Genomic DNA, 11,000 nt, shown 5'->3' with positions numbered 1-11,000 from the left:
TCCCCAATCAACTAACATTTTATTTTAACTACAGAATTTCTGGGGATACCTCAGGGTAATAACTTAACTCGTTCTGGGTCAGGTCTTGCGTCCTCCCTCCGACTTACCGCCTTGTAAACAATTTAGCTACCATAAACTGTCTGCTACATTTACCGAAATAACAAACGGGGTCAAGTATTTAATTCCAATCAAGGTTAACAGCCGCATATATCAACTTTGTTGCTGCGCCGGGCAGCCAAACTGCTGGGCGGTATCGCCGGTAAAACGGCCGTGCTGCAGAAAATGTAATGCCTGGCTAATGCCCTTTTGCCGTTTCATTAAATACGGATGCGACACAGCTATCGTTACCAGCGCACACATACCTTTTACCTTAGTATTTTCAACCGACAACTTGCCATCATCCGGGTTGGGCAGCATGGTCGACAGTATAAGATTTATAGAGCGGGTACCGGCGACAACGCCCAGTTCAAAACTGACATCAGCCAACTGCCTGGGCACATCTTGCGCCGTGGTACCCAATTGCATACCGGCGGGGCCATTAAACGCCTGAAAGCCCGGCACGTCTTTTAAGTTATCAACCACCTGGCTACCCTGATTGGGCGGCCCCATCATCACCACCCGACCTAAAACGTCAATAGTATTCGCTTGCAGATACTGACGTAACAAAATGCCACCCATCGAATGGGTAACAAAATGAATTTTCTCACTGTTATTTTCCCGGCACTGAGCCAAGGCCGGTGGCATAACCTGAGCGGCCAGTACCTCAATGCTATGCTTGCGCGAAGGATAATCGACATTTACTGTGTAATAACCCGCCTTATCAAGTGCTTGCTGCATATTTTCCATAGCGCCGGCACTGCGGGCCAAACCATGCAGCAACACCACACAGTCTGAGCTGACACTGTTAAAAGATAACAGCAGCAAGATGGTGCCAAACACTATTCGCATAAAATACCTTAGTAAACCTCGAAAGAGCATGGGGCCTTGCTTTTTGCATCTGGCTTATCACCTTCAGCAAAGCAGCGTCGCTCAGAAAACACTGACAGTTAGATTTACCGAATAAATGAACTTGGTCAAGGAGATAATTCCTGCGAAAGCTAAGGGCGCAATAATGCGCCCTTACTTTTCTTTGGTGTACTAGCCAGTTTAGTGTGCGGCCAGTTGGTGGTAGAACTCGGGGTTATCCTGAATAGTCGCCAGCACTTTAGCGGCGAGGCCTGTTGGGTTGCGGCGCTTGCTCTCCCAGCTTTTAATGGTATCGACACTGGTGCCCAGTGCCTGCGCTAACTGCGCCTGAGTAATGGCTAAACTTTCGCGCAAGGCTTTCACATCGGCCACTTTATAGCGGGTTACCCGGCTTGATTGTTTGCGCCCGTGTTTAATATCCACCGCTTCGGCCAGAGAATCTTTTAATTCATTAAAGATACTCATTCTACACCTCGTCTTTTAGTAACTTGGTTAACTGCTTTTAAAACCCACACTGCTGCTTCAGGGCGTCTATGTCTGCTCGGGTCAGGCTTTGCTGCTGCGGGTTTATCGCATAGTGCATCACATCGGTATGCTGCTCAGAGTGGCCCAGCCCCATAGCATGACCAAATTCGTGGGCCAGCGTTAGCTGCAAAGCGGCAGGCGTGCTGTAAGCGAAAATCGTCATAATGCGCTTACCGTTGATAATTTCCATTAAGCCGACTTCGGCCGCCAGCGGCGCTTGTTGATCTTGCAGTAACGCATTGCGATCAGCCAGGGTGTCATTCAGGTATTGGTATTCACGCTGTAATTGTGCCTGCTGTGCATTTAAGCGCTCTGCTTGCTGCTGCAATTGTTGCTCACGCTGTTGCAACTGCTGTTGCTGCTGGCGCAGCGCCGTCAGTTGTGCCGGGCTGGCGCTGGCTGCCTGCTGCTCAAAGGCAGCTATGTCGTCGCTAAACTGCTGATTAGCTTGGTCAAACTCGCGCTGCCGCTGCTGCAATTGCTCACTTTGTAGCTGCAAGGTCGCGGCCCGGCGTTCAATGGTACTGTCGTAGCGCTGAATATTTCGTTGCAGCAAGGCTTGTTGCAGCATCTTCTGCTGACGCTCGTCGTAGCGAAAGTTAATCGGAAAGCCATCCAGGCTATCGTGGCGAAACACCTCCAGCCCCAGCGCATTATTCCACTGCGCCGCCGCGTTGTGAGCGGCCTGCTCGGCTTGCTCTGCCGTTAACGCAAAGGCCGGATCCAGCTGGCCAATGCGCCACAACACCGGGATCTGGCATAAGCGCTGTTGCAGGGCTTTTTCTGCTCGATCTTTAAGAAACTCAGACTCAGGCCGCTCTGCAGAAAACCAGGCCGATAACAGCAGATAACTGCCTAGAATTAACAATGACAAAAACACTAATCTGGCAAGCATGCTTTAACCTTAAAATGTAAAAAACGGCGAACGCGCGTTAAAGTTTCAGGCACCTTTGCTTAGACCTGACCGTTTCTATAATCAACAGATTAGCTAACCTTTAAGGGCCAAACAAGACTGAAAAACCTTTTTCGGCTTGCTTGAAGCTATTGTGCAACCAGCGTAAGCTCGTATTCATTCTGCAAGGAGATCGCTGTGTATCAATTGTTTATTGCCAATAAAAACTACTCATCCTGGTCGCTGCGGCCCTGGTTACTGCTAAAACAGCTGGCTATTCCGTTTGAGGAGCAGTTGCAGCAGTTTCAGGTCGATAACTACGCTAGCTTCCGTGCATTTTCGCCCACCGCTAAAGTACCCTGCCTGCATGATGGCAAGACCGTAGTGTGGGAGTCTTTAGCCATCGTCGAATATCTGGCAGAGCGACATGCCGGCGTCTGGCCGGCGGATGCCGCCGCGCGCAATTACGCCCGCTGTGCGGCCAGTGAAATGCATGCCGGTTTTAGCACCCTGCGTAATGTCTGCACTATGAATTGTGGCGCGCGGGTACAACTGAATAACCCACCGGCAGCACTGGCACAGGACATGGCACGGCTCGATGAATTGTGGCAGCAGGGTTTGCAACAATTTGGCGGGCCTTTTCTGGCTGGCGCTCACTTTACAGCGGTAGACGCATTTTTTGCACCAGTGGCCTTTCGGGTGCAAAGCTTTGATTTGAAGCTAAGCGACAGTGCTATGGCTTATGTTAAACAATTACTGGCCTTACCGGCTATGCTGGCCTGGTATCAGGCGGCATTATTGGAAAGTTGGCGTGAGCCCAGTCACGAAGCGGAAATAGGTTTATATGGCACTATAATAACCGACTATCGGCAGCGATAAGCATGCAAAAACCAATGTGCTAATGTGCAGTCCAAGGTATCATTGGTTTATATAAACAGAGTGTAGCAGGACAATTATGAGTAAGAACAACAGCGGCGCTCAGGCCTATCAGCAACAAGAGCAAGGCTACCGCGACAAAGCCTTAAAAATTTACCCCTGGGTCTGTGGCCGCTGCGCCCGCGAGTTTGTGCACTCTAATTTGCGTGAGCTGACAGTGCATCATATAGACCATAACCACAGCAATAACCCCAGCGATGGCAGCAACTGGGAACTGCTGTGCATTTATTGCCATGATAACGAACACAATAAGTTTCACGAGTACGTGCTTTATGGCGGCACCACCGAGCAAAAGATGGCCCCTGCTACCCATAATCCTTTTGCCGATCTGAAAGCGTTGCTGACGAAAAGCAAGTAGTTGCCGACACCCTGCACCGACAATGCAAAGCAGGATACAGAGTAGTTAGCTAAGCTGGCCGCTTAATGACGAATGGTGATGTTGGGCGAGGTATCAATTTCACCCTCGTGATCAACCGCGGCAAAGCGCTCACCTGCTCGCAACACGGCCAAATTGCCTGAATTCTGATGACGAACAAAGGCTAGTTGATAGCCATAACGCTGTAGTTCGGCTACAGAGAATTTTTGTGCCAGATTCAGTTCATCCCAGAACGGTTGTGCTTCCCTAGTCGACTGGCGCCTTTCAATAAGTGCAGTTTGCATTAGGTACTCACCTTTAGAGACGGAAAAACCATACCACCTTTTTCGCGAATCGTTACAATTCTGCCATGGCATGATTTATATTTCACCGATCACTAAGATAGTGAGCAAATGCTGTCGTGTCATACAGATCATTGACGAACGGCTCCCTTTTCTGACAAACGGTATTAATCTTGACAATGCATAGCCTGATAGCGTTTTTCCATCAACTCGCGCAAAATACCCGCTTCGGTATGACTAATACCTAATTCTGCCCGTAAGCGTTTTAATAATGGCTCAGCCGCTGCGTCAAATTGCCCGTCTTTAAAGGCTTGATCAAGGGCTAACTGATAAAACTGGCGGCGGCGGGACAGTTGCTCTGAAAAGCCCGAGGCCAGGATACCAGCGGGTAACGCCACCATACCAATACCTACTATGGTAATTAAGCCACCAAACAACCGGCCTAAATCGGTCACCGGCGTGACATCGCCATAGCCCACTGTGGTTAATGTGACCAACGACCACCACATCGCCTGCGGAATAGAGCTAAAATGTTCGGGTTGAATATCCTTTTCCAGCGAATACATGGCGCAGGCGGCGACCAACATAATAATAAACAGCACCGCAAAGGCAGCAAACAGCGAGTAACGTTCTTCTTTAAAGACATTGAGCAACAGTTGCATTGCCCGCGAATAGCGGGTGAGTTTAAAGACCCGTAGTAAACGAAACACCCGCAGGTAACGCAAGTCAGACTGAATAAAGAAGCCGAGATAAAACGGCAGTATCGCCAGCAAATCAATTATCGCTAATGGCGAACAGATATAGCGCAGGCGTTTTTGCATCTTGGTGCCGGCTTGCTGCTGGTAGTAAGGAGTATCAACACAACTCCAAATCCTGGCGGCATATTCCAGCGTAAAAATGCTGACTGAAAACAGCTCAAAGTAAAAAAACTGGCTGTTATACCTTTGGTCAATGGATTCAATTGACTGCAGGATCATCGCGATAATGTTCAAACCAATCAGCAGAATTAACCCAATATCGACCCACAAATAGCGTTTATCATGCTCTGATGACGGTTCCAGCCACTGGGCTATTTCCGTTCGTGCTATCATCTTGACTCCTTAATCTTGCTGTTGACGCCGGCATCCCACTAGATGAAAGGCTCTTCATGCGGCTTAGCAAGGTTAATCAGCGTTTTAATCATTGCCTTTTAACAAGCAATAACGGGCAAAATCTTTGGTGTCATTTACCGTCCAATCACCTTTTGGCTTTTTTTGCATCGCTTCACACCATTTTTTAGAGCCGACTTCCGGCGAACAGCCGCTGAGTAGCACAGTACTAACTATGATTAACGCCATCCATTTTTTCATGTTTTACTCTCTTAGATTGTCAGTTTAGGTGGGGGTCAGTAACAAATCGGCACCTATGGGTATAAAACGGCTGGCAGCGTTTACCAACCCCTGCGCGGTCAGGCTGGGCACGCCATATACTTCGACCTCAGTATGATACTTTTCAATTAAACGCTCTGCCAGCAGAGCAAAATCACCATCACCCGAGGCCAATACCAACACATCACTGTGCTGGCCATATTCCATGGCATCCAGCGTAATACCGACATCCCAATCGCCTTTGGCCGAGCCATCGGCGCGTTGAATAAAGGGTTTAAGTTTTACCTCAAAGCCAATGGCCCGCAGAATATGTTGAAACTGCCGCTGCTTTTCATCACCGCGATCTATTGCATAAGCAATGGCTTTTAGCACAGTGCGGCCCGCGGTCACCTGTCGCCAAAACGCGTTGTAGTCAAAATTCCGTTGAAAAGCCTCTCGGCTGGTGTAATAGATGTTTTGTACATCCACCAAAATAGTAACGCTGCTCATGGCTAACCCTTGTTTTGCAAACTAAGTACTGCTATTTATTTTTTTCTTAGCCGCATAACTGGCCACAACCACTACTAGAATGATGATAAATACAACTATTACTCCTGTAGACACAAGCTTTACTCCATTTTTTTAAATATCTGATTAAGCGTCAGGCGCCTGATGTTTATATAACCTTACCCAAAACACAATTTCAAAAATCACCCCAAGTAACAGGAAAATAGCGCTCCCTGCTGGTATTCCCAACCCATAGCAACCTAAAGCGGCAACCAGGCACAATATTGTCAAACCCCATCTTTTCATCGCATCCATTTTGCTGTCCTTTTAATATGCTTCATTAGACAAACCGAGACCGTTAAGGGAAATTAACACAATAAACAAAAGGCTGCAGTAGCAGCCCTTTGTTTATTTATTGGATAAAGATGATGCGTCAGGCAACTTTACTGGCCTGATGCTCAATGGCCGCGTTGGATGACTGGCCGTTAATGGCAATTTGCTTCGGCTTCATTTTTTCCGGAATGTCTTTTACCAGGCTAATACTCAGCAGGCCATGCTCCATATTGGCATCGACCACTTCTACAAACTCTGCCAGGTTAAATTTGCGCTCAAAAGAGCGGTTGGCAATACCGCGGTGCAGGTACTGGCGTTTTTCGGCACCCTCGCTGGTTTTATTACCACGAATGGTTAACACCCCCTGCTCCACTTCTATGGTCAGTTCATCCAGGGTAAAACCCGCTACGGCCAGGGTAATGGCATAACGGTTTTCATCGATGATCTCGACATTATAAGGCGGGTAACTGTTGTTGTTTTGATCAGAGCGTAACGCATGATCCAATAATGACGCAAAACGGTCAAAACCAATGCTGCTGCGATACAAAGGGCTAAAATCGATAGTGTTCATAACATATTCTCCATTAAGCAATACGGGGTTAAACAAGGCACTCTGCTATGAGACCTGCCTTGTTACTGCTTATGTAAGGCCTGATGGAGAAAATTCAAGCACGGCATTTTAAAATTATTTGCCGTTATTAAGCTGCTGCATCGCCGCAAAGTCTGGTAAACCAACGCCGGGCAAAGTAGTGGCTAACGCCACTAAACGCTGGCGCTGCTGTTGCAAGGCTACTTTATCCGCCGCTGATAAACAGGGGCCAACCACTTGCTGCATATTATCGGTTTGCGCTAATAGCTGCTCGGCGTTTTGCCGTTGCGGTTGCGGTAGAAACGGCAAGCTATGCCGGGTAACGCTAAGTACCGGCTGCATAGACTCCAGCAGCGGCCAACTGCCTTTGGCACTAAGCTCAATAAACTGCGCTGGCGTGAGCTGATGCTCCGCCAATACGTTATCTACCTGCTGTAAATAGTCCTTACCATGCTGCTGTGCCCGCACTTCTTGGGCATGACGCGACCAGTCACAGTGCCGCTGTAACCGAACCTTTTGCAGCGACGATACATCATCCTGCTCAATCGCCGCCAGCTTGGGTCAGGCGGCTTCAAGGCGTTGTAAATTTTGCTCAGTAAATACCGTATCAGCCAGCAGCCAGCCGGGGGTGAGCATTAATACTGCCAGACTTAATGGCTTTAATGAGCTATTGAGCAAAGATGTGAGCGTTGAAACTGTGCGCATAAAGCAATCCCTGAGTTGGTATTTAGCCAGTTAACAACGCTGAGGCTGAACGCACGCTGAGCTTGCAGGCGTTAGCTACTTACTGGCTTTCGCAGCAGGCCCTGAAACAAACCAAAACGCCAGTCGCGCATGGCCAGCACCACACTCACGCCATGGCGCTGCGCTAAAGGCAAATTGGCGTCCTGACGGTTCAACTCATTAAAATCCTGTCCCAACCGCGCCAGTTTTCGCTGAAACTGCTGATTACTGGCCGCGGACAGCATACCGTTTAGCACCAACAGGTACTCACCCTGCTGGTTAAACCTGCGGTTAAAAAATTCACTGGCAATTTTTTGTTGAAAAAACTGCTGAATAGGCCCGCTTTCACGCCAGCTAAAATTTGGCGCTACCCGCAGTTTAACTTTGTTATGCGGCAGCAGTTCTATCAACTGCAACCGATCCAGCCGCAGCAACTTTTGCAGGCATTCAGTTTCAGACAATTGATACCAATCGATGATTTGCTGCATGGTCCAGCGATTAAGCACCGATACTGCCACCAGCAATAAGCCTAAATCCTCTGTCAACTCTCGCTCCTGCTGCTCTGTTAACTGACTGACTTTCGCTTGCTGCGCGTCTAATAAACGCAATAAATCTGTTAGTTCCAACCCTAACAACTGACAAATTTGCTCCAGACGCTGTAGCGTAACTTGCTGTTTAGAGAACATGCGCTTCACACTGGCTTCGCTTAAATCCAGCGCTGTGGCCAGTTGCGCGTAGGTCAGCCCTTGCTGTCTAAGACTCTTTTTTACAATCTGCATCAGGGCTTGTTGTTGTGACATAGATTTATCCTAAGGAGAGTTACGGCAAAAGGTAGCATATTTTAATACTTTTGGCGGCAAAAAGTGCCACCTTTACGATTTAAGTTGCAATTAAATTGTGGATATAGTCAACTGCTGTGGCGAATAAGTAGGGCCAACCAAAGGAAGCATCTATGTTAAAGTTTGTCGACAGCGCCACCAACATATTAAAAACAACATTCAGTATCAGTTGCCGCAGGATAGCTGCCAGTATGCTGTTACTGTTGGCGATAAGTGGCTGCGCCAGCCAGCAAGTTGGTAGCCGCAGCAGCGTGGTGGATTATCTTTACCCCAAAGAGCAGCAAGTGGCCATAGAACCCGGTATTGCTAAGTTAACTTTGCCGCTGCGCGTAGGTATTGCCTTTGTACCCTCCGAGCGTTTACATAGCCGCGGGGCTAACCCCTGGGCTTTTGTCGATCAAGGGGCTAACAGTCTGACAGAAAATGATAAACAACAGATGCTGGAACGACTGGCAGACCATTTTCGCCAGCATGATTTTATTGGCGATATTCAGCTTATTTCCAGCGCCTATTTGAGGCCGCAAGGGAGTTTTGCCAACCTGGACCAGTTGAAATCAATGTTTGGTATAGATGTGATTGCGTTGATATCTTTTGATCAAATGCAATTTAGCGATGAAAGCAAAACAGCGTTGAGCTATTGGACTCTGGTTGGTGCTTATCTGGTGTCCGGCCAGAAAAATGATACACAAACTCTGCTTGATACCGCGGTGTATGATATAGCCAGCCGTAAATTATTGTTGCGGGCACCGGGTAGCAGTCAGGTAAAAGGCCGCTCTACTCCGGTGAATCTCAGTGAAGAGTTGCGTGCAGACAGCAGAGAAGGTTTTCAGCTTGCCAGTGAGCAGATGGTGGAAAATTTAGAACAGGAATTACAGAACTTTACACTTCGATTAAAGCAACAACCTGAAGATATCCAGATTAGCCAACGCTCAGGATATAGCGGCGCCGGTACTGATATAGTGATGCTCTTTTTTAGTATTTGCTTGCTGGTAAGCAGGCAATACCAGAGCTAAAACTTAATAAAAAGCGAAGCATAGCGCTTCGCTTTTTAAGCCTGGCACAATTAAAACATCCAGGTCTTTTCATCCTTCACTGGCTGCTGCAAATCCAGTTGTTTTAAACCTTTTATACAGCGGATAATGAGCCAGACAACCCAGAATAAATAAATGAACCAGCCAATTAACACTATCAGTAAAATCCCACCAACGATCATAAACAGCAAACCCATCCAGAAAGTACGGATTTGAAAACGATAATGGCTTTGCAACCAGTCTGGGCCATCATCTTTATTGACGTAAGCCATAATGACACCAATAATTCCGGTAATACCAAATATCAGGCCTACCAAATACAAAATATACACCAGCTTAGCACCTGACGTATCTCCATTCGGTACAGCATTAATGTCATTCATGACACCCTCTCCTTATTACGATTAATTGTATTTTTTTATTTTGATTGGTTCAAAACAGCACTAAAAAGTCAGTTTCGCTCAAAACATAGCGTTAAACATATACTTTATCAATAATTATTCTTATGGTAATCAACAGTTAAATAAAGATAACACCTGGCTTAACCCCAACGCTGCCGACAATTTTTACAGCAGCTGATTAGGCTGACAAGATGGTGATTATCCCTAACAGCATAAATACCGCACAGGCCGCGCGCCTTGCCCAATGCAAAGATACTTTTTTAAGTAGCCAGCTTCCGGCATAGACTACCGGTACATTGGCCGCCAGCATGCCAAGGGTTGTGCCCCAGATCACCAGCCAAATCGCGTCTTCAAAACTGGCGGCCAGCAACACGGTGGCAACCTGGGTTTTATCACCAATCTCAGCCAGAAAAAACAATACGCAGCTGGCCAAAAAGGCACCGTATTTTAGTACGGCGGTATCGGCACTGTCGTCTTTATCTGGTATGAGCAACCACAAGGCTACTGCAATAAAAGAGCCGCCAAGCAGCCAGGCACCCCAGGCTGCAGGAATAAACTGCACAGCCCAGGCACCAAGCCAGGCTGAGGCAGCATGATTAAGTAAGGTAGCCACTAAGATACCGGCAATGATAGCGCTTTTATTACGAAAGCGGGCCGCCAGAAATAACGACAGCAACTGCGTTTTATCGCCAATTTCGGCAATAGCTACGGCGGTAAAGGAGGATAAAAAGGCTTCCATAACAACTTCTGGGCGCTTGAGCAAGGCGTGCATTCTACTTAAGCTGCCCGCCTGCAGCAAGCGTATTACTCTCGGGGTCTGGCAGCTAACAGCAGCTTATCGGCCAGGCTAATGCTGCGATAAAACAGCCTGCCAGTGGCACCGCGTAATTTCAGTAAACCATAATAAGTTAACGGCACCAGCAATAAACTGGTCAGCGTTGAAAACAGTAAGCCACCAATGATAGCAATGGCCATAGGCGCATAACTAGGGCCATCTCCGCCTATTTGTGTGCCCCCCAATGCCAAAGGCAATAAGCCGAGCACAGTGGTCGATACCGTCATTAATATCGGTTTTAATCTGGCTTCACAGGCCAGGATAATAGTGGTTTTTAAATCCTGCTGCGGCAGCAATATCTTGTCCTGATTAATGCGATCAACCAATACTATGCCATTATTTACGACTATTCCCATTAACACCAACATACCGATCATGCCCATTACATTCATGCTGGTGCCGGTCAGTAAAAACGTCCAG

Annotated in this window: 17 protein-coding genes; 3 read left to right on the top strand and 14 right to left on the bottom strand. The window is 47.6% G+C overall.

The features are described 5' to 3' along the window. Positions 1-210: 210 nt before the first annotated feature. The 3 genes from V7D78_RS14360 to V7D78_RS14350 all read right to left on the bottom strand — a co-directional run bounded on the left by V7D78_RS14360 (position 211) and on the right by V7D78_RS14350 (position 2,386). Positions 211-948 (bottom strand): esterase/lipase family protein, encoded by a 738-nt coding sequence (locus V7D78_RS14360; protein ID WP_333609144.1) that lies wholly within the window; start codon positions 946-948, stop codon positions 211-213. Between the two features lie 198 nt (positions 949-1,146). Further along, entirely contained in the window at positions 1,147-1,431 is a 285-nt protein-coding gene (nadS, locus tag V7D78_RS14355; protein ID WP_333609143.1) for a NadS family protein, read from the bottom strand. 37 nt (positions 1,432-1,468) lie between these two features. Next, positions 1,469-2,386: a matrixin family metalloprotease gene (locus V7D78_RS14350; protein ID WP_333609142.1), complete on the bottom strand. Its 918-nt coding sequence runs from the start codon at positions 2,384-2,386 to the stop codon at positions 1,469-1,471. 195 nt (positions 2,387-2,581) lie between these two features. Between V7D78_RS14350 and V7D78_RS14345 the strand changes: the two genes are divergently transcribed. Both V7D78_RS14345 and V7D78_RS14340 read left to right on the top strand, forming a co-directional pair. Then, a complete protein-coding gene (locus tag V7D78_RS14345; protein WP_333609141.1) occupies positions 2,582-3,262 on the top strand; it encodes a glutathione S-transferase family protein in 681 nt (226 codons plus the stop codon). Positions 3,263-3,338: 76 nt separating this feature from the next. Beyond that, on the top strand, positions 3,339-3,677 hold the full coding sequence (locus V7D78_RS14340; RefSeq protein ID WP_333609140.1) for a YajD family HNH nuclease: 339 nt from the start codon (positions 3,339-3,341) through the stop codon (positions 3,675-3,677). A gap of 62 nt (positions 3,678-3,739) precedes the next feature. Here V7D78_RS14340 and V7D78_RS14335 read toward each other — a convergent pair whose 3' ends face one another. The 8 genes from V7D78_RS14335 to V7D78_RS14300 all read right to left on the bottom strand — a co-directional run bounded on the left by V7D78_RS14335 (position 3,740) and on the right by V7D78_RS14300 (position 8,274). Beyond that, positions 3,740-3,979 (bottom strand): hypothetical protein, encoded by a 240-nt coding sequence (locus V7D78_RS14335; protein ID WP_333609139.1) that lies wholly within the window; start codon positions 3,977-3,979, stop codon positions 3,740-3,742. A gap of 164 nt (positions 3,980-4,143) precedes the next feature. After that, positions 4,144-5,067: an ion transporter gene (locus tag V7D78_RS14330; protein WP_333609138.1), complete on the bottom strand. Its 924-nt coding sequence runs from the start codon at positions 5,065-5,067 to the stop codon at positions 4,144-4,146. 84 nt (positions 5,068-5,151) lie between these two features. After that, positions 5,152-5,325 carry a DUF3012 domain-containing protein gene (locus V7D78_RS14325; protein ID WP_333609137.1) on the bottom strand — a complete coding sequence of 58 codons (174 nt, stop codon included), beginning with the start codon at positions 5,323-5,325 and terminating at the stop codon, positions 5,152-5,154. 24 nt (positions 5,326-5,349) lie between these two features. Beyond that, positions 5,350-5,832 (bottom strand): NYN domain-containing protein, encoded by a 483-nt coding sequence (locus V7D78_RS14320; RefSeq protein WP_333609136.1) that lies wholly within the window; start codon positions 5,830-5,832, stop codon positions 5,350-5,352. 430 nt (positions 5,833-6,262) lie between these two features. Next, entirely contained in the window at positions 6,263-6,733 is a 471-nt protein-coding gene (locus V7D78_RS14315; protein WP_333609135.1) for an Hsp20 family protein, read from the bottom strand. Positions 6,734-6,847: 114 nt separating this feature from the next. Beyond that, positions 6,848-7,219: a hypothetical protein gene (locus V7D78_RS14310; RefSeq protein ID WP_333609134.1), complete on the bottom strand. Its 372-nt coding sequence runs from the start codon at positions 7,217-7,219 to the stop codon at positions 6,848-6,850. 93 nt (positions 7,220-7,312) lie between these two features. After that, entirely contained in the window at positions 7,313-7,456 is a 144-nt protein-coding gene (locus tag V7D78_RS14305) for a hypothetical protein (protein WP_333609133.1), read from the bottom strand. A 71-nt stretch (positions 7,457-7,527) separates the two neighbouring features. After that, complete coding sequence (locus V7D78_RS14300; protein ID WP_333609132.1) at positions 7,528-8,274, bottom strand: helix-turn-helix domain-containing protein; 747 nt, start codon at positions 8,272-8,274, stop codon at positions 7,528-7,530. A 152-nt stretch (positions 8,275-8,426) separates the two neighbouring features. Between V7D78_RS14300 and rhlP the strand changes: the two genes are divergently transcribed. Continuing rightward, positions 8,427-9,326 (top strand): rhombotarget lipoprotein, encoded by a 900-nt coding sequence (rhlP, locus tag V7D78_RS14295; protein ID WP_333609131.1) that lies wholly within the window; start codon positions 8,427-8,429, stop codon positions 9,324-9,326. Between the two features lie 50 nt (positions 9,327-9,376). Here the strand turns inward: rhlP and V7D78_RS14290 are convergent, their stop codons facing one another. The 3 genes from V7D78_RS14290 to V7D78_RS14280 all read right to left on the bottom strand — a co-directional run. After that, positions 9,377-9,727, bottom strand: a complete 351-nt coding sequence (locus V7D78_RS14290) for a DUF4870 family protein (protein WP_333609130.1) — start codon at positions 9,725-9,727, stop codon at positions 9,377-9,379. A 196-nt stretch (positions 9,728-9,923) separates the two neighbouring features. Further along, entirely contained in the window at positions 9,924-10,484 is a 561-nt protein-coding gene (locus V7D78_RS14285; protein ID WP_333609129.1) for a TMEM165/GDT1 family protein, read from the bottom strand. A gap of 65 nt (positions 10,485-10,549) precedes the next feature. Then, positions 10,550-11,000: efflux RND transporter permease subunit (locus tag V7D78_RS14280; RefSeq protein WP_333609128.1), on the bottom strand; the 451-nt coding region annotated here is incomplete at its 5' end.

It is taken from the genome of Arsukibacterium sp., assembly GCF_036735525.1.
In the GTDB taxonomy this organism is placed as follows: Bacteria; Pseudomonadota; Gammaproteobacteria; order Enterobacterales; family Alteromonadaceae; genus Alishewanella.
The sequence above is the reverse complement of the archived record's forward strand: the minus strand, read 5'-3'. Positions and strand labels throughout refer to the sequence as shown.

Coding starts and splice junctions, on each gene's coding strand:
- V7D78_RS14340 (WP_333609140.1), top strand. CDS start 3,339: ATGAGTAAGAACAACAGCGGCGCTCAGGCCTATCAGCAACAAGAGCAA.
- V7D78_RS14330 (WP_333609138.1), bottom strand. CDS start 5,067: ATGATAGCACGAACGGAAATAGCCCAGTGGCTGGAACCGTCATCAGAG.
- V7D78_RS14315 (WP_333609135.1), bottom strand. CDS start 6,733: ATGAACACTATCGATTTTAGCCCTTTGTATCGCAGCAGCATTGGTTTT.
- V7D78_RS14285 (WP_333609129.1), bottom strand. CDS start 10,484: ATGGAAGCCTTTTTATCCTCCTTTACCGCCGTAGCTATTGCCGAAATT.
- V7D78_RS14335 (WP_333609139.1), bottom strand. CDS start 3,979: ATGCAAACTGCACTTATTGAAAGGCGCCAGTCGACTAGGGAAGCACAA.
- V7D78_RS14290 (WP_333609130.1), bottom strand. CDS start 9,727: ATGAATGACATTAATGCTGTACCGAATGGAGATACGTCAGGTGCTAAG.
- V7D78_RS14300 (WP_333609132.1), bottom strand. CDS start 8,274: ATGTCACAACAACAAGCCCTGATGCAGATTGTAAAAAAGAGTCTTAGA.
- V7D78_RS14325 (WP_333609137.1), bottom strand. CDS start 5,325: ATGAAAAAATGGATGGCGTTAATCATAGTTAGTACTGTGCTACTCAGC.
- rhlP (WP_333609131.1), top strand. CDS start 8,427: ATGTTAAAGTTTGTCGACAGCGCCACCAACATATTAAAAACAACATTC.
- V7D78_RS14360 (WP_333609144.1), bottom strand. CDS start 948: ATGCGAATAGTGTTTGGCACCATCTTGCTGCTGTTATCTTTTAACAGT.
- nadS (WP_333609143.1), bottom strand. CDS start 1,431: ATGAGTATCTTTAATGAATTAAAAGATTCTCTGGCCGAAGCGGTGGAT.
- V7D78_RS14350 (WP_333609142.1), bottom strand. CDS start 2,386: ATGCTTGCCAGATTAGTGTTTTTGTCATTGTTAATTCTAGGCAGTTAT.
- V7D78_RS14320 (WP_333609136.1), bottom strand. CDS start 5,832: ATGAGCAGCGTTACTATTTTGGTGGATGTACAAAACATCTATTACACC.
- V7D78_RS14305 (WP_333609133.1), bottom strand. CDS start 7,456: ATGCGCACAGTTTCAACGCTCACATCTTTGCTCAATAGCTCATTAAAG.